23 protein-coding genes and 1 tRNA gene are annotated in these 19,640 nt (G+C 63.8%); 11 read left to right on the top strand and 13 right to left on the bottom strand.

Annotation, left to right across the window (positions count from 1 at the left end; all coding sequences use genetic code 11):
- Positions 1-7: 7 nt before the first annotated feature.
- Positions 8-1,732 (top strand): phosphoenolpyruvate--protein phosphotransferase, encoded by a 1,725-nt coding sequence (gene ptsP, locus CPZ01_RS00320; RefSeq protein WP_096392886.1) that lies wholly within the window; start codon positions 8-10, stop codon positions 1,730-1,732.
- 43 nt (positions 1,733-1,775) lie between these two features.
- Here the strand turns inward: ptsP and dhaM are convergent, their stop codons facing one another.
- The 5 genes from dhaM to CPZ01_RS00345 form a co-directional block, all read right to left on the bottom strand.
- On the bottom strand, positions 1,776-2,177 hold the full coding sequence (gene dhaM / locus CPZ01_RS00325; protein ID WP_096392887.1) for a dihydroxyacetone kinase phosphoryl donor subunit DhaM: 402 nt from the start codon (positions 2,175-2,177) through the stop codon (positions 1,776-1,778).
- Complete coding sequence (dhaL, locus tag CPZ01_RS00330) at positions 2,177-2,914, bottom strand: dihydroxyacetone kinase subunit DhaL (RefSeq protein WP_096392888.1); 738 nt, start codon at positions 2,912-2,914, stop codon at positions 2,177-2,179. The genes dhaM and dhaL overlap by 1 nt, the downstream gene beginning before the upstream one ends.
- A complete protein-coding gene (gene dhaK / locus CPZ01_RS00335; protein ID WP_096392889.1) occupies positions 2,911-3,909 on the bottom strand; it encodes a dihydroxyacetone kinase subunit DhaK in 999 nt (332 codons plus the stop codon). Before dhaK ends, dhaL begins: the two co-directional genes overlap by 4 nt.
- 98 nt (positions 3,910-4,007) lie before the next feature.
- Positions 4,008-4,370, bottom strand: coding sequence for a hypothetical protein (locus CPZ01_RS00340; RefSeq protein WP_096392890.1), 363 nt, complete (start codon positions 4,368-4,370; stop codon positions 4,008-4,010).
- Positions 4,371-4,478: 108 nt separating this feature from the next.
- Entirely contained in the window at positions 4,479-4,685 is a 207-nt protein-coding gene (locus CPZ01_RS00345; protein WP_096392891.1) for a hypothetical protein, read from the bottom strand.
- Positions 4,686-5,011: 326 nt separating this feature from the next.
- Here CPZ01_RS00345 and CPZ01_RS14915 point away from each other — a divergent pair, with 326 nt between their 5' ends.
- The gene (locus CPZ01_RS14915; RefSeq protein ID WP_157745899.1) at positions 5,012-5,926 is read left to right on the top strand and encodes a hypothetical protein; all 915 of its coding nucleotides are present in this window, start codon (positions 5,012-5,014) and stop codon (positions 5,924-5,926) included.
- On the opposite strand, the gene CPZ01_RS00350 is transcribed toward CPZ01_RS14915, so the two are convergent.
- Both CPZ01_RS00350 and CPZ01_RS14920 read right to left on the bottom strand, forming a co-directional pair.
- On the bottom strand, positions 5,912-6,733 hold the full coding sequence (locus tag CPZ01_RS00350) for a hypothetical protein (RefSeq protein WP_157745901.1): 822 nt from the start codon (positions 6,731-6,733) through the stop codon (positions 5,912-5,914). The genes CPZ01_RS14915 and CPZ01_RS00350 overlap by 15 nt on opposite strands.
- Before the next feature lie 27 nt (positions 6,734-6,760).
- Complete coding sequence (locus tag CPZ01_RS14920; RefSeq protein ID WP_157745903.1) at positions 6,761-8,686, bottom strand: hypothetical protein; 1,926 nt, start codon at positions 8,684-8,686, stop codon at positions 6,761-6,763.
- Between the two features lie 295 nt (positions 8,687-8,981).
- Here CPZ01_RS14920 and CPZ01_RS00355 point away from each other — a divergent pair, with 295 nt between their 5' ends.
- The 6 genes from CPZ01_RS00355 to CPZ01_RS00380 all read left to right on the top strand — a co-directional run bounded on the left by CPZ01_RS00355 (position 8,982) and on the right by CPZ01_RS00380 (position 12,544).
- Complete coding sequence (locus CPZ01_RS00355) at positions 8,982-9,521, top strand: replication initiation negative regulator SeqA (protein ID WP_231899186.1); 540 nt, start codon at positions 8,982-8,984, stop codon at positions 9,519-9,521.
- 213 nt (positions 9,522-9,734) lie between these two features.
- Complete coding sequence (locus tag CPZ01_RS00360) at positions 9,735-10,508, top strand: UPF0175 family protein (protein ID WP_157745905.1); 774 nt, start codon at positions 9,735-9,737, stop codon at positions 10,506-10,508.
- Positions 10,501-10,986: a hypothetical protein gene (locus tag CPZ01_RS14925; protein WP_157745907.1), complete on the top strand. Its 486-nt coding sequence runs from the start codon at positions 10,501-10,503 to the stop codon at positions 10,984-10,986. Before CPZ01_RS00360 ends, CPZ01_RS14925 begins: the two co-directional genes overlap by 8 nt.
- 395 nt (positions 10,987-11,381) lie before the next feature.
- Entirely contained in the window at positions 11,382-11,834 is a 453-nt protein-coding gene (locus tag CPZ01_RS00370) for a DUF6653 family protein (protein ID WP_096392894.1), read from the top strand.
- A 197-nt stretch (positions 11,835-12,031) separates the two neighbouring features.
- Positions 12,032-12,292 carry a type II toxin-antitoxin system HicB family antitoxin gene (locus CPZ01_RS00375; protein WP_096392895.1) on the top strand — a complete coding sequence of 87 codons (261 nt, stop codon included), beginning with the start codon at positions 12,032-12,034 and terminating at the stop codon, positions 12,290-12,292.
- Positions 12,293-12,544 carry a type II toxin-antitoxin system HicA family toxin gene (locus CPZ01_RS00380; RefSeq protein WP_096392896.1) on the top strand — a complete coding sequence of 84 codons (252 nt, stop codon included), beginning with the start codon at positions 12,293-12,295 and terminating at the stop codon, positions 12,542-12,544.
- A gap of 247 nt (positions 12,545-12,791) precedes the next feature.
- Here the strand turns inward: CPZ01_RS00380 and CPZ01_RS00385 are convergent, their stop codons facing one another.
- From CPZ01_RS00385 to CPZ01_RS00395, 3 genes are all read right to left on the bottom strand, one after another.
- Positions 12,792-13,991, bottom strand: a complete 1,200-nt coding sequence (locus CPZ01_RS00385; RefSeq protein WP_096392897.1) for a threonine synthase — start codon at positions 13,989-13,991, stop codon at positions 12,792-12,794.
- 220 nt (positions 13,992-14,211) lie between these two features.
- Positions 14,212-14,285 (bottom strand) — tRNA-Ile (locus tag CPZ01_RS00390).
- 103 nt (positions 14,286-14,388) lie between these two features.
- The gene (locus CPZ01_RS00395; protein ID WP_096392898.1) at positions 14,389-15,033 is read right to left on the bottom strand and encodes an FxsA family protein; all 645 of its coding nucleotides are present in this window, start codon (positions 15,031-15,033) and stop codon (positions 14,389-14,391) included.
- A 150-nt stretch (positions 15,034-15,183) separates the two neighbouring features.
- On the opposite strand from CPZ01_RS00395, the gene CPZ01_RS00400 reads away from it, so the two are divergent.
- Positions 15,184-15,891, top strand: coding sequence for a DUF1405 domain-containing protein (locus CPZ01_RS00400; protein WP_096392899.1), 708 nt, complete (start codon positions 15,184-15,186; stop codon positions 15,889-15,891).
- Between the two features lie 59 nt (positions 15,892-15,950).
- Positions 15,951-16,997 carry an enolase-like domain-containing protein gene (locus tag CPZ01_RS00405; RefSeq protein WP_096392900.1) on the top strand — a complete coding sequence of 349 codons (1,047 nt, stop codon included), beginning with the start codon at positions 15,951-15,953 and terminating at the stop codon, positions 16,995-16,997.
- 502 nt (positions 16,998-17,499) lie between these two features.
- Here the strand turns inward: CPZ01_RS00405 and engB are convergent.
- Together engB and CPZ01_RS00415 are read right to left on the bottom strand one after the other, a co-directional pair.
- Positions 17,500-18,120 (bottom strand): GTP-binding protein EngB, encoded by a 621-nt coding sequence (gene engB / locus CPZ01_RS00410; RefSeq protein WP_096392901.1) that lies wholly within the window; start codon positions 18,118-18,120, stop codon positions 17,500-17,502.
- Between the two features lie 70 nt (positions 18,121-18,190).
- Positions 18,191-18,481, bottom strand: coding sequence for a hypothetical protein (locus tag CPZ01_RS00415; protein WP_096392902.1), 291 nt, complete (start codon positions 18,479-18,481; stop codon positions 18,191-18,193).
- A 109-nt stretch (positions 18,482-18,590) separates the two neighbouring features.
- On the opposite strand from CPZ01_RS00415, the gene CPZ01_RS00420 reads away from it, so the two are divergent.
- Positions 18,591-19,340, top strand: coding sequence for a 5-formyltetrahydrofolate cyclo-ligase (locus CPZ01_RS00420; RefSeq protein WP_096392903.1), 750 nt, complete (start codon positions 18,591-18,593; stop codon positions 19,338-19,340).
- Between the two features lie 32 nt (positions 19,341-19,372).
- On the opposite strand, the gene CPZ01_RS00425 is transcribed toward CPZ01_RS00420, so the two are convergent.
- Positions 19,373-19,576 carry a hypothetical protein gene (locus CPZ01_RS00425; protein ID WP_096392904.1) on the bottom strand — a complete coding sequence of 68 codons (204 nt, stop codon included), beginning with the start codon at positions 19,574-19,576 and terminating at the stop codon, positions 19,373-19,375.
- Between the last annotated feature and the right edge of the window lie 64 nt (positions 19,577-19,640).

The following is a 19,640-nucleotide window of genomic DNA, read 5'->3' on the forward strand; positions in this document are numbered from 1 at the left end:
ACGCGCCGTGAGGACGCTCGACGGCGTCGGCAGCACGCCGCGTGCGGGGGTCGGGACGGCGCGCTGGTACCGCCCGGACGCCGACCTGACGCTCCCCGACCGCCCGGATCCCGACTCGGTCGACGTCGACGCGGAACTGGATCGCTACGAGGCGGCCCGGGACGACGTGCGCGAGGCCCTGCGCGAGGCCCGCGACCGGACCGCCGAGCGCGTCGGCGAGGAGGAGGCGGCGGTGTTCGAGGCCCACGAGGGGTTCCTCGACGATCCGACGATAGTCGAGGACGTGGAGGCCGCGGTCCGCGGCGGGACGCCCGCGGCGCACGCCGTCGCGGACCGGTTCGACGAGGCGGTCTCGCAGTTCGAGGGGATGGAGGGCCGGATGGCCGAGCGCGCCGACGACCTGCGCGACGTCCGCGACCGGCTGCTCCGCGCGCTCCTCGACCGCGAATCCGGCGGGTCGACCGCCGCCGACCTCGCCGCGCTCCCCGAGGGGACGGTCCTGCTCGCGGAGCGGCTCACCCCGAGCGACACCGCCGCGCTCGACCCGGACGCGGTCGCCGGAATCGCCACGGTCGAGGGGGGCCGCACCTCACACGCCGCGATCATCGCGCGGTCGCTGGCGATCCCCGCGGTCGTCGGCGTGGGCGAGGCGCTCGAATCGGTCGCGGACGGAGAGACCCTCCTCGTCGACGGTGAGGCCGGCGAGGTCGTCGTCGACCCGAACGAGGCGCGCCGCGACGCGGTGCGGGAGGCGGGTCCGGACGCGATCCGCGAGCGCGTCGAGACGGCAGACGGCCGGCCGGTCGAGGTCGCGGCCAACGTCGGCGGCGAGGCCGAGTTGGGGCCGGCCGCCGAGCGCGGCGCCGACGGGGTCGGGCTGTTCCGCACCGAGTTCCTCTTCGTCGACCGCGAGGCACCGCCGAGCGAGGCGGAGCAGTACGAGGCCGTGACGGCGGCGCTGTCGGCGTTCGACGACCCCAAGGACCGGGTCGTCGTACGCACACTCGACGTCGGCGGCGACAAGCCGGTCCCCTACCTCGACCTCCCGGACGAGGAGAACCCGTTCCTCGGGCGGCGCGGGGTCCGGCTGTCGCTCGACGAGCACGCGGACCTCTTCGAGACGCAGCTCCGGGCGCTGCTCCGGGCCGCCGCGACCGAGGCGGGCGACGGGCTGGCCGTGATGTTCCCGCTCGTGACGCGGGTCGAGGAAGTCGAGCGCGCGGTCGACGCCGTCGACTCGGTCGCCGACGACCTCACCGACGAGGGCGTCGCCCACGCGGTCCCCGAGCTGGGCGCGATGGTCGAGACGCCGGCGGCGGCATTCCTCGCGGACGCGCTCGCCGACCGCCTCGACTTCCTGAGCGTCGGGACGAACGACCTCTCGCAGTACGTGATGGCGGCCGACCGCGGGAACGACGCGGTCGCCGAGTACCACGACCCGCTCCACCCGGCGGTGCTGCGCGCGCTCGACCACACGACCGCGGCCGTCGAGGGGACCGACGCCTGGGTCGGGATGTGCGGCGAGATGGCCGGCGATCCGGCGCTGACGGAGCTGCTCGTCGGGCTGGGCTTCGACGAGCTCAGCATGAGCGCGGTGACGGTCCCGGACGTGAAACGGCGGATCCGCGGGGTCGATGCCGACGCCGCGGCGTCGCTCGCGGCCGACGCGGTCGCCTGCGAGACGCGGAGCGAGGTGCTGGACGTGCTTGGCCTCGACGACCGCGCGGCGTAGACCGCATCGGAGCGAGAGCGGGGCGGCGACGAGCCGGCCCGTCTTACAGCTTCTCGATGTCGCGGGCCGCCTCCGCCTGCTCGCGGACGGACTCGACCGTGGCCGACGGGTCGGTGGCCGCGACCGCCGCGTTGACCGCGCCCTCGAGGACGGGGGCGTCGGCGATTACCGCCTCCGCCTCGCTCAGTTCGACGGCGACGTCCGCGTTCATCACCGCGCTGCCGAGGTCGACGAGGACGACGACGCCGTCCGCGTCGGCGGCGTCACTCCCCTCCCCGGCCGCGGCGTCGATGGCGTCCTCGATGGCGTCGGGGACGGTGCCGATCCCGCCCTTCCCGTCGCCGCCGACCGGCTCGATGCGGGTGTCGCCGGCCATCTCGGCGGCGACCTCCGCGATCCCCTCCGCGGCGCGCTCGCTGTGCGAGACGACGACGATCCCGACCATCAGTCGTCCTCCGAGGCCGCCGCGGAGCCGTCGTCGGCCGCCTCGTCCGGATCCTCGTCCGGGATCGTCGGCGACGAGGCGTCCGTCTCGGGGACGTCGACGCCGACCCGGTTCGCGGCGACGTCGAGGACCTCTTCGAGGATGAACAAGGTGCTGGTTGCCCCCGGGTCCTGGTGGCCGACCGAGCGCCAGCCGAGGTAGGAGGCGCGGCCCTTCCGCGCGCGGATCGGGACGGTGAACGCGACGCCGCGCTCGGCGGCGTCGACCGCCTTCGCGAGCGCCTCGACCGGCGGGAGGTCGTCGACCTCGATCGACTTCTTGAACGTGTGGACCGCGGGGGTCAGCGCGTCGACCATCGTCTGGTCGCCGACGCGCGCGTCGCCGCGGTCCTCCACCTTCTCCAGGTAGGTCTCCGCGAACGCGACCGCGGTCTCGGGGGTGATCCCCTCGTCGAGCTCGCCCGCCGCGAACACGAGCGACCCGCCGAACAGCGGTCCGGAGGCGCCGCCGACCTCGGCCATCAGCGTCTTGCCGACCGTCTTCGCGACGGCCTCGGCGTCCGGGTCGTCGAGGTCGCGCGCGGCGTCGGCCGCCTCGGCCCAGCCGCGCGCCATGTTCCCGCCGTGGTCGGCGTCGCCGATGGCGGAGTCGAGCTGCGTCAGGTGGTCGCGCTCGGCCTCGATGCGCTCGGCGACCGCCTCGACGGCCGCGACGACCGCGGCGCCGTCGTCGGTCATTTCTTCGTCAGCGCCGGGGTGTCGGCCGGCGCGTCGAACAGCTCCTTCAGCTCGTCGTCGACCGCGCACACCGTGATCGACGCGCCGGCCATGTCGAGCGAGGTCATGTAGTCGCCGACCCACGCGTCGTACGTCTCCAGGCCGCGCTCGCCGAGCAGCTCCTGGAGCCGGCGGTTGACGACGAACAGCTCCATCTGCGGCGTGGCGCCCATCCCGTTGACGACCGTGAGCACCTCCTGCCCCTCGTCGAGGTCGAGGTCGTCGAGGACCGCCTCGGTGAGGTGTTCGGTCACCTCGTCCGCGGGCATCGCCTCGGTGCGCTCGGTGCCCGGCTCGCCGTGGATCCCGATGCCGAGCTCGATCTCGTCGTCGCCGAGATCGAAGGTTGGCTCGCCCTTCTCTGGGGTGACGCAGGAGGTGAGCGCCGTGCCCATCGTGCCGACGTTGTCGACCACCTTCTCCGCGACGCGCTTGACCTCCGAGAGGTCGGCGCCCTGCGCGGCCTTCGCGCCCGCGGCCTTGTGGACGAGGATGGTCCCGCAGACGCCGCGGCGCCCGGAGGTGTACAGCGAGTCCTCGACGGCCACGTCGTCGTTCACCACGACGCTCTCGACCTCGACGCCCTCCATCTCCGCGAGCTCGATGGCGGTCTCGAAGTTCATCACGTCGCCCTCGTAGTTCTTGATGATCGCGAGGACGCCGTCGCCCGCGTCGCAGGCGCCGATCAGCGCCTCGAACTCGTCGGCGGTCGGCGAGGAGAACACGTCGCCCGCGGCCGCCCCGTCGAGCATGCCGTCGCCGATGTACCCCGCGTGCGTCGGCTCGTGGCCGCTGCCGCCCCCGGTCACCAGCGCCACCTTGTCGTCGACCGGCGCGTCGTCGCGCACGAGCACCTGCGTGTCCGGCAGCCGCCGCAGGCGGTCGGGATGCGCCGCCGTCATCCCGTCGAGCATCTCGTCGACGACGTCGTCCGGATCGTTGATCAGCTTCTTCATGATCGTTGGTACCGACTCGCGCTGAGCGGTTAAACGTAGTGGGGGCGAGGGTCGCCGCACCGCCGGCAGAAAGATTGCTCGCCGCGCCCGGCGAGCGGTCAGTTCGGTTCGACGTCGAGGGTGCCGCACTCGCGACAGCGGAACGCGCCGCCGTCGGTTCGGTCCGGCACGCGGAACTCGTGGCCGTGTTCGCAGACGCCGCCGTCGTCGAACGCGTCCGCGACCGGGTCGAGGTCGACCGACTCGCAGGCCGGGCACGCGTACGTCCCGTTCCCGATCTCGGTCGGCGCGGCGAAGTAGTGGCCTTTCAGGCAGCGGCCGCCGTTCCGGATCCCCTCGGCGCCCGGCGAGACGTTCTTCGCGTTGCACCGCGGGCAGTAGTAGGTGCCGCCCCCGGTGCGGCCCGCCGACGCGAAGTAGTGGCCGTTCGAACAGGTCCCGCCGTCCTCGAACATGTCCATACCCCGGCGCACGGTGAACTGCGGTATAAATTCCCGGCCTCGATTCGTTCAATTATTTCGAAACGAGCCGCGGTCGCTCGGCGCCGCGCCGCCTCGCTCGGCGTCGGGTTACAGCGCCCAGCTGGCGAGGACCCCGAGCACCACCACGGCGCCGAGGACGGTCAGCGCGCCGCCGACGAGCGGCGAGTCGGCGAGCAGCGGGACGCCGACCGCCACCGCCGCGAGGCCGGCGAGCAGGAGGAGGATTTTCAGGATGATCGTGGGGACCAATTCCAGGATAACGTCGAAGACGAGTTCGGCTATTTCGTCGAGCATGGGTTTGAGGGCGTTTGGCGGTGGCCGTTGACTGATAAAAATATTCGGTGGTTCGGAACTCGTGGAGCGTGGTCTGGGCGACGTCGCGGTTCGCGCGGTCGGCGCGGACGATCGTCGCGAGCGCTGCCGGGTACTCTTATCTGAGAGTATATTCTAAAACTTCTGATAAAGAATTAATTAAGAATTATTACGAATAAAAGAATTCACTGACTCACAGTAAGGATAACTGTATCTTACAGGAGATCTAAATATAGTAAAATAGAGTAGACATCTAGCCTCAATTATTTAACCTGCCAATCCAGTTGGAAATGTAGCTACATACCAACATGAGCGCAGATGAGGAACAAATACCCGAAGAAGATATTTCTACAGTAATTACCCTACAACAATCTCACTACCAGCATGTCCAATCAATGGCAGCCACATTCCTCAGTATTTTACTTACGCTTGTTATTGCTGTTGGGGGTTTGGTATCCGCGGGATTAATATCGATACAACCTCCGGAAGTACCGTCGGGTGTGGAGCCATTCAATATGTTAGTTCTATGGACATTCAATTTCTCAATACCTCAGGGATCTGTGAAAATGCTGGTGAGTACAGGAATCGGTTACTCGGTATTGTATGTCGTTACTGGATTCCTCATTATACTCGTTGCTTGTTCGAAGCTTCTCTCCTGTCTGAATATTGAGGTTCTCAAACCTAATGAATCCATTAGGGGCATTAACGAACTGTCTACTACCTATGACTCAGATCCAACTGAAAGGATTAAAACAGGCTGGGTATTGGACAACTCGAAACTGAACTCCAGAATTGATCGTAAATTTAGAAGTGCCCAACTTCATCTGGCGTTGGGGACATTTTTCATACTCTACGCCACTCTCCGTATCTTATTTGCTTCAGATCTTGTTGTTGGATACTTACTCATACTAGTTTGCTCTCTCCCACTCTTCGTACTGAGTGTGTTGCTGTACTACCCCTGTATATGCTTAAAAGATATCTACCACTTCTACTGTTCAACTACTGTCCCGGAGAAGCATCGTGATACAGTGCTCCAATCTCAAATATTGAGCGCAGTCTTAGGCGTTGCTCTGGCTTGGAATAGAGATTTCAAAATAACTGAGCGACTTAATCACCACCCTATCGTATACTTGTTCTATATCACTGGGATGCTCATTTTTTTAATACCATTTAGTGCAGACTTTATTGTCTTTATAGATGTTATTCTTTCAAATATTTTTTAAACCAGTACTAACCAATACTCCTACTATCAGGCCGACTCCGTGACCCACAATATTCGTAAACGTCCCACCCTCCACCAGCCCCACTGGAAACAGCGATACCACCAAAACCGCCAGCACAGTCACGACAAGCCCGCCAGAAACGACCCGAAATGCGAACGCTCGCGACGCGACATCGACCATCGGTAACTCCCAATCTCGCTCATACAGCGTCCCGATTACCTGAAGCCCGATTCCGAACGTGACGAGGCCGGCGACGAGCGGTTGAATCCCTCCCGAGTACACCACGCTGACCAGTAGCATCAGGAACAACACGAGCGACTCGCCGACGACCTTCGCGAGCTCCGATCCGTACGTATCCTTGACGGCGACGACGAACGCGACGAGCAGGAATCCAACGAACCCGCCGACGACGCCGGAGAAGCCACGAGAGTATCCTGTGTTTTCAGGCAGGAAAGTACCGAAGGCCAGTAGATTCCCGACGTTGACCACAATCGGGGTGACGAGGAGCAGCGCGATGGTCGTCCGTCGGAACCACTGTCGTCGATTGGTGTGGAGACAGAGCCCGTACGCGAACCCCACAGCGAGGAAGTAGCCGATGAGATTCCCGCTGAGGTGGCTGACGCTCGCGTGGACGTACGCAGCCGTAAATACGGTGTACCACTGTGGGTCACTCGGCGTGAGCGCGAGTTGCTGTTGGAGGGTTGTTGGCGTGAGGAAGTAAACTACTGATAAAAGACCCGGTATACTCAATAACAGGAGTACATCTGAGCCTATCTCGTAACGAACCGGTGTTCCTGTGTCAGTCACGGCCACTCATCTATCCCACTACGTGTTTCAAGCATTATCTCCCGAGCACCGGAGATGGTCCTCAGTGGATGTGGTCTCAACCATTCCGACCGCTTCTAACACCTTTACTCTAGCATATGCGAGTTCGTGTGGTATGTCAAATTGGCTAGCGATTTCTTTGACCGAAGGCTGAGTGGATGTAATATACTCCACAAGCTCATCGTCTTTCACATCTGGGGTTTCACGGTACGGTTTGATCGCAAACTCAAATCCCCCTGAACCGTACGATACACGCTCTGGAATTCCATACTGACTCCAGAAATGGGTCTTACTGAATCTAGCTATAATTCGAAGGAGGTCGACTAGAATACACATCGACCTATATTGGTCGTTCTCACTAGGACGAAGTAATCCGTGAGCAACTCTATTTCGGATATTCCCCATTAGGAGCTGCCCAACAGGCTCGTTATACATGTACTCTAAATACCTTCCAAATCCCCCGTCAAGATATTCCTTAGTCTTTGGTAGAAGGCTTCCTAAGGTCCGAGTACCTGTTCCGTCTTCCATCAGGGCATCAACGTCTTCTCCTTTCTCACGGAGGATCGTATAGAGAGTTGACTCAATATGTGGTGCTCCAAGATGTATCGCTTCCGCGTGCCTTTGTTCAAATACGGCGGTGATCATAGTCGTCAGGTAGTATATGTTATCTGAATCTAGCACCGGAATCTGATTTATAAACTCGTACAGGTCTGCTTCAAACAGTTCCCTATCCGTGATCAGGGAAGAAAATACACTAATTAGAAGAGGAATTCTGATCTGTGTATCAATAATATATTGCGACGATATATCTGCGTCTTCGGGATCGAATTCAACCAAGTGACCGCTGTAGGACAGTCCCATTGTACCGATCATCTCTAGGAGTGGTGTCCCATCTGAAATCTGATCAGGGTTTGGAACGAACTGCTCATTTGTGAGGAGCCAGAATAGAGCTGCTTGCTTATCGTACACCTCTGATATCTGTTCAAACCGAGATAAGTACCGGTTTATCTGCCACTTGTGCTGTGTGTCTCCGCCAGTATATTCGATCTTCGCCCCATCTCTTTTGAGATCACGAGCAGCAGATTCTGCGGCCCTGCGCAGGTTTCTTTTCCATTGATTCTTTTCCTCCTCTGATAATCTCTCCATCGCGAGGTCATCTTTTAGACCCTCCAGCAACTCATCCGCCTCTAACATCGAACTTCGGTCTCCCTGTTGTTTTGAGTTGAGCCTGTATGTTTCCACATACCGATCTCTGAGTCCATCATCCTCTACATCTACAATTTCTGCCAATTCAATCGTCTCAGCAAGAAGGTCTCTCTCTTGGAAAAAAGAATTATCTTGGCGAAGTTTGTTTGTAGCCTGAATACAGGCGCTGATTGCTTGTATTCCATATTCAGGATTCTCCTCTAAATTGTCCGGATTATCTAATAGGAGTCTTACGAGGTCGCCAAAGGCACCTAATGGAATATCATCCTCCTCAGCAAGCTTCTCAAGTTGACTCACAGCTCGCTGGATCTCCAAGTCGAAGTTCATCGAAAGCTTAGCTTGGAGAGGGATGAGCCGTTGTAGACAAAAGACGGCGACATAATGCCACGCGCGGCGATCAGCTCGCTTGTAGCCCAGATCAAGCAGATGTACCGCTGCTCTGCCGTGGTGGTACTTGCTTCTGTTAACTTCCCATTCGGCGATCCCGAGTATGGCAATCAGTTCGGGATGAAATTCCGTGGTGGCGTCAACTGCTGATCGTATTTTTCCAACAGGCTCCTCACCGGTATAATCGGCAAACACTATCCACTGGTATACTGAGCGGAGGTCAGAGGAATACCTGTACGCATCATTTTCGCTCTCAAGCGCTTGGCGGCGGTGTTCATCAATGTCCTCCGCGTCGGGAAAATAGTGTGCGACTTCGTTCTCTGATGGAAATCGCAGTATCATGTTATATTGTCAATAGACACACCACAATTAAATCACACGGCGAGGTGCTTCCCACAACCGTCAAGTTACCACTATACGGTGTATCCGTGGAATTGTTTCAATAGGCTCGGGAAACCCTCAAGAGACCACTCTCACAAAACCTGTCTATGAGTGACGTGGTCTACGCGATTCGGATTTCTCACCTCGAATACTCCGGGCTCAAAATCATGGACATCAAGATCGGCAAGTCCACCGACATCGATAACACCCTCCGACAGGACAGCAGAGGCAACCGCGACATCGAACTGCTCGACATGTGGACGCCGAACCCCGACACTCCACCGCCGAGCGCGGCGTCCACGCAGTCGCCGAGCGGTACGCCTACGACAAACAGAGCGAGAAGTTCGTCTTCCTCCAGGGCGCGTATCAGGAGTTCGCCGAGACGGTCAACATGCTCCTCCGGAACGTCGGTCGCGAGGACCTCGCTGCGGAGTCGACGTCGAGCGAGTCGGACGACGTCGACGACTACACCGGCACGACGCCCTCGGTGATCAAGGTCCTCGGCGAGACGCACGACGTCGACAGCTGGGCAGATGCGCTGACAGTCGCCGTCGCAGCGATCCTTCGCGATGTTGACGACCACGAGCGGATCAAAGAGGTCTCCGGACGCAAACGGACCTACTTCGTTGAAGAGGGCCAGCAGTCGGAGCTCGTCAAGCCCCGACAGATTCCGGACACCGATCTGTACCTTGAAACCAACTTCTCAGCGAACGACTGCGTTCGAAAAATCGAGCAGGTGATGGCGAAGTACGGGTACGACAGAGCTGAACTGGTGGTATTCACTGAGGAAGTCTGACTGAAAACAGATGATCTCGATCTCCCACTCGGCCTGTCCGTCTCCCTCGTAGCCGGTTTCGTCGATACATTGGTGCCGAAAGTTGGTAGCGAGCCATTCCCAGCGATAGATATACCTTTCCGCCCCTCCGAAATTCGGTCGAAACCGATGGGTCGAGATGGTGGTATAAAGGACGGCGCGGGGAGCGGACACCCTGGTCAGATAGACCTTCGTATGCCTCTCGGGTCCGTCGTTCGACAGATTGAGGCCGCGACCTCAATATCGATCGACGATCCGGAGGCGTTCTTAGAAGCCGTCGTTGATGATATCTTGGCCCAACCGCTGGACACCCGATTCACCGACTCCATCGAGGTTTTTGAGGAGCACGTGACCGAAGAATTCGGCACTATCGAAGCGTTCGCATCGATTCTTCCGGTCGACAACGAGAACGCGATACAGTTCGTAGAGAGTATGCTGGATATGGCGATGGACGACCTTGTCAAGGATGCGCTCCACGCGGACGATCCGACCGGGTACCTCATTCTGTTGTCCGCTTTCGAGTTTCTCAACTCTTGTCTACTACTCAGTCGTCGCGATGATCTCGATGAGAGCCAACGGAGGATTCTCGCGTCATCGTTCATCGCGGTATACGCACGAATCTACCGTGCTTGGCAGATCGAGAAAGAGAAATCTGAGGTTGATCTGGGGCCGCTGGCTCAAGATCTCGTGTGGGCTCGGGATGCGTTACTCGGTGAACTCCTTCCCCCCTCAGAGGAATATCCTGACCCGTCCAATACCTCGGCCTATCAGTCGGTCGAGGTTCAACGCCGAGCGGGGGCTGTACTCGTCTACGATAGAGACGAGATATCCATTGGTCGAGGTGCCGAATTGGCAGGGCTCACTCAAAACGAGTTCCAGAAGGTTTTGAAAGCTTCCGACGTCGAGATCCAATACGGTCCGGAATCAGCTGAAGAGTTGCTCTCTGAAGATAGGTTGATTGATGAGTGAAAGCGCGTTCGTACTGGATAATTCTGTCCTCTCCGCGTTTAGCGGCTCCGGATGGTTCGAGAGCATCGCTTTCTGGAGCGATACGCACGAACTTGTGACGTCAGCACGGGTCTGGGAGAACGAGTACGTACCACACCACGATCGGGCGGAAGCGCCGGATTGGCTATCGATCGAGGAAGCGAATCTAAACGAATTGGTAATCGAGCGCTCGGTTCGTCTCGGAGACGCTGATTACTCTCTCATCCGTCTCACTGAAGATCGGTCCGACTGTACCCTCGTTACGAACGATAAACGGGTCCTGACAAAAGCGGAGGAAAACGACCTCGACAACATGTGGGGATCGAAATTTCTGAAAGAGACGTTCGAGCAGTGCGGGATATCGAGAGAACGGTATCAAGCGGGACTGTCGAGCTACTTCGAAGACGTTCCGATCAGTTCGGAGGTCAGACAGGTCTTACGTGATGCTGAGAAGTTGTGAACGACGATAGAAGGATAATAGCTGATTCAAGAGGCACACGAATTAGCAGACGAAATCACACCTTCTGCGGATCGAAGTTCATCACCAACCGCTCTTTGACGTCCTTCCCTTCCCCACGCTTCCCGCTGTTGATGAACCCCTTCTCGTCGCGGTCGAGCACGCACACGTCCTCGAACGTTCTCGGCAGGTCCTCGTAGCCGACGTACGGCAGGTCGCAGTAGAACTCGGTGTCCTTGCTGTCGTACTTCTCGAAGTCTCGGCCTAGCCGAGGTTCTTGACGACCACGTCCACGAATCGCTCAGCGAACTCGCCGCGACGGTCGAAAATCACCGCGTATGCCTCGACGCCCTCTGACTCAGACGAAGCTATTTGCTCGCTCAGAGACACGCTCACGCATGGCCCCCACCCTGCCGGACGACTTCGAAGCGCGGTTCTGGCGCCGCCACTCCAATCCGAAGAGCGGCTGGAGTCGCACGGTCCTGCTGCCGGCGCTCCTCTTCGCCGTCTATCACCGGAAGCCGCGACTCGCGGGCGCCGCGCTCCTGTTCACCCTCTTGAACCCCGTCCTGTTCTCCCCGCCGGAAGACGACGACGCCTGGATGACTCGCGTGGTGCTGGCCGAACGGTGGTGGACGCGCGAACGGAAGGCGGGCATCTTCGATCGCACGTACCCGAACTGGCTCAACCTGGTCAACGTCCCCGTCTCGGTGTACGCGTTCGCCGCCGCGTACCGCCGTCGACCCCTCCGGGCCGCCCTCGCCGGAGCGCTCGCGATGGCACTGAAGTTCTGGTACGTCGGCGCGCTGGTCCGGCGATACGACGCCGCCGACCGACCGGAGGACCGATAGCGGGCGTCTCCGGCAACGACCGTCCCGACACGGCGGTGTCCCGACCAATGGTGCCCGAGCTGTTCGCCTCGTCTGTTCGCGAGGGCGTTTCTGGAAGGCCTCGCGAACCGCGATCCCGGTGCCGTCTCGGAGTGCCTTCAGGCGTGAACTGGACTCACCGACAGAACGCTTATTCGAGCGGTCCCCGAAAGACGGGTATGGCGAGTGCGACGCGCGACGCCCACGACGGAGAGGGCGTCGAGTTCATCCACGGGGACGACGGCTCGATAACCGCCAAGGACATCGAGACCGGTGTCGCCTCCTTCGGCGACACGAAGGCCGAAGCACTCCGGATGCTCGCGGAGGCGATCGAACTCCATGAAGGCGGCGGCGAGCCCGTCACCGAGGAGGACCTCGAAGAGTGGGGTCTCGAAGACTCGGAACCCGGTGACGAGGAGCTTCCCGACTTCATGGAGTGAATGGTCCGGACGAACTTCTCCGGGCGCGAGATCGCGTCTGTGCTTCACGACTTCGGCTACGAGCGCGTCGGTCGGGTCGGAAGCCACCTGAAGATGCGATACGAATTGCCGGACACGGACGAGGTTCGAGTCGTGACGGTACCGATGGCGTCGGAAGACGAGATACCGACCGGGACGCTCCAGTCGATCGCCGACCAGTGCGGCGCCGACGATTTCCACGCGTGGTGCGAGTGGATCGACGAGCATCGGTGACCGGAGGTCACGCTCGTCGACCACGACCTCGACGCTACGCCCGTCCGGGCGCTGCTGCTCGCCCGCGTGACCGGGAGCGACACCCCGGCGTTCTGGGTCAATGGCGCGAACCGGGCGAACGGACGGCATCTCTCCGACACAAAGACGAGCCGGTAGCGACCGACTGAGGGGCCGGCGCGCCGGCGAGAACCGCGCGGACCGATAACCGACCGCCGCTCTTCCGATCGGCCACCAGCTCACCGACGGGTCACGACACCGCGTCGCGGACCGCGTCGGGGACGTCCGCCCGGTCGACCTCCCGAACCGACGCGGCGTCGACGTCTGCGCCCCCGTACTTGTACCCCGACCCGGTCAGTATCACGGCGACGTCGTCGTCGGAGCCGAGCTCGCCGGACGCGGCGAGCTCCCGGACGGCGGCCGTGGCCACGGCGCAGGACGGCTCGACGGAGACCCCGGCGTCGACCGCGAGGCGCTCCGTCTCGGCCAGCATCGTCTCCTCGTCGACGGAGACGACGGCGCCGTCCGTCTCCGAGACGGCGGCCAGCGCTCGGTTCCCGCTCGGCGGGTCGGCGTTGTTGATCGAGACGGCCGCCGTCGGCTCGCCCTCGACGGCCTCGACGCGCGACGCGCCGCGTCGGTACGCCCGCGCGATCGGGTCACAGCGCGCGGCCTGCGCGAGGTAGATCCGCGGCACCGCCGAGAGCAGTCCCGCGGCGTTCAGCTCGCGGAGCGCCTTCCAGACCCCGCTCGCCTGCCCGCCGCTGCTGACCGGCAGGACGATCGCGTCGGGGGCGTCGGGCGCGAACGCCTCGCAGATCTCGTACGCGACCGTCTTCTGGCCGGCCACCCGAAGCGGGGCGTCCGAGTTGAGGAACGCGACGCCGAGGTCGCCGTCGAGGGTGTCGTCGTAGAGCCGCCCGTAGTCGCCGCGGACCCGGAACAGGTGCGGGTCGTGTTGGGCGATCATCGCGAGCCGCGAGTCGGGCGTGTCCTCGGCCACGAGGATGACCGCTTCCCGGTCCGCCGCGGCCGCGTGGGCGGCGACGCTCAGCGCCATGTTCCCGTGCGAGACCGTTCCGACCGGGCTGTTGGTCCGACCGATGCCGACCGCGGTCCCGCGGTCCTTGAAGCTCCCCGTCGGGTTGACGCCCTCGACCTTGAGGTGGATCCGCGGGCCGTCCGCCGGTTCGATCGACGGCGCGCGAAACAGCGGCGTTCCGCCCGCGGCGGCGGCGAGCCCGTTCGGCCGCGCCGCGGGGAGTACGGACTCGTATCGCCAGAGGGTGTCTCGTCCGAGCGAGGCGCCGTTCTCCGTGGGTTCGCTCGCGTCGGGCCAGTCGAACGCCGCGGCGTCGGTCTCGAACCAAAGCGGCTCGCCGCAGCGACAGCGCGCCGCGTCCCCGAACGCGTACGTCTCCCCGCAGTCGTAACACGTCAACTGCTCCATACCCCCCTCTCACGTGCGGCGTACAAATGACTGGCCACGGGCGAACGAGCCAGGACCTCGGTCGACTAACGAAGATCGAGGGAGAGCGGTGCCTATCGGCGTGACTTTTCTCGGACAAGACGCGGTAGCAGTGCCTCTAGCGGGTTAAAACGACGAAATTGGGTGGCTGGGGAGTCCCAGCCCACCAATTTACTCGGGCGGAGCCCGAGTTGAATCAAGGTGGGCCAACACGGATTTGAACCGTGGACCTCCCGGTTATCAGCCGAGCGCTCAACCTGACTGAGCTATTGGCCCAGGCGAGCGCATTCAGTCGTTGCGCGGGTAGGATTTTAAGGGTTTCCTTTCGGAAGCCGGCCGCAGTGTGGCGGTTTCACGGGGACTCACGATGCCCGCGCAGTCAGTCGGTTCCCTTCCGCTCCTCCTCTTCGACGGTGAAATCCACGTCGACGACGTCGTCGTCCGCCGACGCGCCGCCGGCGTCCGCGTTCCCGCCGGTGCCCCCGTCGGGGTCGGAGCTGTCGCCGCCGTCGAACCCGTCGGGACCGTTTCCGGAGGCGCCACCGGGACCACCGCCGGGGAAGCCACTCCCGCCGCCCATCGTGAAGCCGCCCTCGCCGTCGTTCGGGAAGCCGCCGATGTACACGTTCCCGGAGAGGAAGCCGTCCGTCTCGCGCTCGATGTACGGGACGACGACGTACTTCTTCAGGGCCACGCGGATGGGGACCCGAGAGAGCGGGAGCGCGAGCAGGAACCCGACCGCGTCGGTGACGAGCCCCGGTGTGAGCAGGAACGCGCCCGCGGCGATGAGCAGCCCGCCGTCGAGCAGCTCGTCGGTCGGGGGCGTCCCCTGCGCCGCCTTGCGCTGGATTCGCGCGAGGGTCGCGCGCCCCTCGGCGCGTAACAGGAGCATCCCGAGGACGGCCGTCAACACGACGAGGGCGACCGTCATGGCCCACCCGAGCCGCGTCGCGACCACGATCAAAAACAGCGCGTCCACGAGGGGGACGACGAGCAGCAGCGCGAGCAGCGTTCGCGGGCGCATACCCCCGCCTTTCCGCCGGGCGCCCATAGCCCTTTTCGTCGCGGCCGGGGTCTAACGGGGATCCGGGCCGCGCTCGCGACCCCAGTCGTTCGCGTCGGCTGCGTCCGCCGCGACCGCCACGGCTTTGCCCGCCCGGTCCGAGCCCGCGGTATGGACATTGTCGGCGCGCTCGGACGCGACCCGCCGGACCGCGAGTCGCTCCCGCGGTGGGTCGCGCCGCTCCCGAAACGACTGGAGGACGTCGCCTTCCGGTTCGCGTGGGTCATTATCGCGATCAACCTCGTCGGCACCGCGTTCGGCTTCTGGTACTACCGGTTCCAGTTTCAGGAGCTCCCGACCGAGATGTGGGTCTTCATCCCGGACAGCCCGGGCGCGACGCTGCTCATCGCGCTCGCGCTCGGCGCGTGGGCGCTCGGCCGGTCGAGCGACACGCTCGCCGCGCTCGCGTTCTTCGGGAACGTCAAGCTTGGACTGTGGACGCCGTACGTCCTCGTCGTCTTCTGGCCGGAGTTCCTCGCGCTCAACGGCCCGGCGCTGTACGCGTTCCTCTTCGTGAGCCACCTCGGAATGGTGGTTCAAGCGTTCGTCCTCCACCGGATCACCGACTTCCCGCTGCGGGCGGTGGCGATCGCGACCGCGTGGTACACGGTCGACCTGCTGATGGACTACTTCGTGCCCGTGATCGGCGAGGTCACCCACACCTCGCTGCCGTACGCTGACGGCGCGCCGTGGTTCACCACGACCGTTCTCCAGGTCGCGGCCGCTGGCGCGGTCGCGCTCACCGTCGTCCCGCTGTTCTGGGCGCTCGGCACGCGGATCGCGACGCTCCGGAACCGAGCGAGCGACTCCGAGGCGTGATCGGACGGCGCCGCGATCGCGCTCACCGATTTAAGTGATCGGGCGGCGTCGGATCGGCCATGAGCCACTACGAGCGGATCGCGGACCTGTCGGTGACCATCGAGTCGGTCGCTCGCCGGCGACACGTCGCCGACACGACGAGCGGGTTCGAGCGCACGACCACGGAGTATCGGCTCTCCGGCGACGGCCTCGTCGGCCGCGGCGAGGACGTGACCTACGAGACCGCCGACCACGACGCGCTCGCCGAGGCCGATCCGATCGACATCGAGGGGGAGTGGACGATCGACGAGCTGTCGGACCGGCTCGAAGAGATCGACCTCTTTCACGGAACTCCCCCGGAGAGCGAGGCTTCGCGCAACTACCGCCGGTGGGCGGTCGAGAGCGCGGCGCTCGACTTAGCGCTCCGACAGCGGGAGGAGTCGCTGGGTGAGCGGCTCGGCGTCGACCCCGAGCCGGTCCGCTTCGTCGTCTCGACGCGGCTCGGGGATCCGCCCTCGACCGACCGCGTCGAGGAACTGCTCGCGCACAATCCCGACCTGGAGTTCAAGCTCGACCCCACGCCGGAGTGGCCCGAGGAAGCGTTCGAGACCCTCCGGAAGACCGACGCCGTGCGCGTCCTCGACCTGAAGGGGTGGTACGAGGGGACCGACGTCGACGTCGAGCCCGACCCGGAGCTCTACCGCGACGTGTTCGCGGCGTTCCCGGCCGCCGTCGTCGAGGACCCGGCGTTCACGCCCGCGACGGGCGCGCTCGTTCAGCCGCAGGCGGACCGCCTCTCGTTCGACTACCCGATCGACGGCGTCGAGAGCCTCGAATCCCTCCCGGTCGAGCCGGGCTGGTGTAATATCAAGCCCTCGCGGTTCGGCACCCTCGAATCGCTGTTCGAGACGATCGCCTACTGCGAGCGGAACGGGATCGAACTGTACGGCGGCGGCCAGTTCGAGCTCGCGAGCGGCCGCACGGCGATCCAGACGCTCGCCGCGCTCTGTTACCCGGACGGGCCGAACGACGTGGCGCCGCGGGCCTACAACGACCCCGACACCGAGCCCCCGTACCCGAAGAGCCCGCTCCGGCCGAGCCGCGACGCGGTCGGCTTCGAGTTCTAAACCGACGGGACTCCGATCGGTGACTGGGTCAACTACTTATAAATAGCTCTGCGGTGGCGCGCGCCTCCGAGCGCCCGAAGGGCGCGAGGAGCGCCGCGCGAGGGAGTCAGTCGCCGGAGCGAAGCGACGGCGACTGACGAGGCTGGGGAGGCGTGAGGTGCTGTGCGGGGCGGTGCGGGGTGGGACTCAAAGGGGCAGCCGCGAGGCGGCCGCTGGCGACGCAAGCACCGCAAGGAGTGAGCGGAGCGAACGACTGAGGAGCGCAGCGAGCGTGCGGCCGCCTCGCGGCTGGGGCTTTGGCGGTGTTCGCTGTCGATCCGCGGTTAGCTATTTATAAACGAGCGGCTGGGGCTTTGGCGGTGTTCGCCGACGATCCACAGGCGACCATTTATAAGCGAGCGCCTGGGGCTTTGGAGGTGTTCGCCATCGATCCACAGTCGACTATTTATAAATAGACGACCGCATCCACGGAGCAATCGACTTCCCCCTTACACACCACCACTTATGAAACGAACTTCAGCAGGTCGTCGCGGTTGTGGTCGTGGAACCGGGTCCGCAGACACTCTTCCAGAGATTCGATGTCGCCTCGTTTCGCGCAGATCGGTGCCACGCGGTCGGACCACTGCTGCCACGGCGGGTACAGCCCGAGCCGATCACAGATCTCGTCGAGCCGCTCGTCGACGTCGTCGATCTTGTCGGTCTTGTTGACGGCGACGATGGGTTCGACGCCCACGTCCTCCAGGAAGCCGAACATCTCCACGTCGTGGGGGATGTTCCCGCGCTCGGCGTGGCGGTCGATGATGTCGACCGCGGCCTTCCCGTCCATCACGACGACGCCCGCGAGGATCGAGTCGGCGTTGTCCTCCAAGTAGCGCACGATGTCCGTTTTGATCTGCTCGCGGTGCTCGTCCTCGACGCCGGACATGAAGCCGAACCCGGGGAGGTCCGTGAACATGAAGCTCTCGCTGGCCCAGTCGAAGTGGTTCGGCTGGCGGGTGACCCCCGGCTTGCCGCCGGTCGAGAAGTCGTGGCCCGTCAGCTCGCGCATCAGCGTGGACTTGCCGACGTTCGAGCGCCCCACGAGGACGACCTCGGCGTCGCGGTCCGGCCGGTCTTCGAACATACCCGACCGTGCGCGCCTGAACGGGTTAAAAGGCGCGTCGCGGAGCGGACCGCGACGCCCCCCGCGTCCCTCAGTCGGTCGACGGCGTCATCGACCGGCCCTTGGCGACGCCGTCGGCGATCACCTTATAAATCGCACCGAAGATCCCGGCGAAGACGACGACCGCACCCAGAAGCCCCACGAGCAGACCGAACAGCGCCAGCCCGAAATTCGGCTCCTGTCTGAAGCCGGTCTCGGTCGCCGCGGCGACCATCCCGCCGCCGACGGCGGCGATGACTTGGCCGACGATCACCACCGCGACGTAGTAGATCATGATCCGGAAGCCGTACGTGATCCCCTCGGTCACCGAAACGGTGTCCATGGGTGTGAAAAACATCAGGCACACATAGTGTTTGCTTCAACTACATGTACTATCCGGGCGGCTCACCCGTCGGCGGAACGTTGATGCCCGCGAGCGGACAGGTCGACGCATGGACAAACAGACCGTCCGCGAGGCGGTGTGGGACGCCTTCGACGAGGGCGACCAGGCGCGGTTCCCGTTCCCGCCCCACGACCGGATCCCCAACTTCGCCGGCGCCGACGCGGCGGCGGAGCGGCTCGCGGAAACCGAGGCGTGGGACTCGGCCGCGACGCTGAAGGCCAACCCCGACGCGCCGCAGCTCCCGGTCCGACGGGCCGCGCTCCGCGCCGGCAAGACGGTCTACGTCGCGCAGCCGCGGCTCCGCGACCCGGACCCGTTCCTCCGGCTCGACCCCGCGGAGATCCCGCCCGAGGAGATCGACGACGCCACGACCGTCTCCGGCATCTCCGAGTACGGGGCGCCGACCGCGCCCGAGGCCGTCGCGCACGTCGACCTGATCGTCGCCGGCTCCGTCGGGGTCACGACCGACGGCGCCCGGATCGGCAAGGGCGAGGGGTACAGCGACCTGGAGTGGGCGGTCCTCCGCGAGCTCGACGCGGTCGGTTCGGACACGACCGTCGCGACCACCGTCCACGAGTGCTCCCTCCTCGACGGGCCCGAGTCGGCGGTCGGCGCCGACGTCGACCTCCCCGACCCCGACGCGCACGACGTGCCCCTCGACCTCGTTGCGACGCCGGAGCGGACGGTCCGGACCGACACGCCGTACGCGCGACCGGACGGTGTCGACTGGGACGCGCTCGGCGCGGAGAAGCTGTCGGAGATTCCCGTCCTCGCGGAGCGAGCGCCTGAAAAGGAGTGACCGCGGATCGCGATCGGCGTGTGCGACCGCGACTAATCAGCGTGCTGCGGCGTCGGCGCGGACCGCTCCGACCGGTGGTCGGCGACGTGGCCGCACTCCGGACAGACGACGGTGCGCTCGTCGCCGTCGCTGACGACGAGCCACCCGTTCGACAGGGGACTCTCGAAGCGACACTCCGGACAGAAGAGGACCGACTTCCCGCGGGAGGGCGGGGAACCGCTGGCGTCTGCGTTCATGTATCGGATCAGGGCCCGGAGCTATAAGGGTCTTTTTCGACCTGATCGTTCAGTATGATCGGGA

The sequence above is a fragment of the Halorubrum trapanicum genome (assembly GCF_002355655.1).
GTDB lineage: Archaea > Halobacteriota > Halobacteria > Halobacteriales > Haloferacaceae > Halorubrum > Halorubrum trapanicum_A.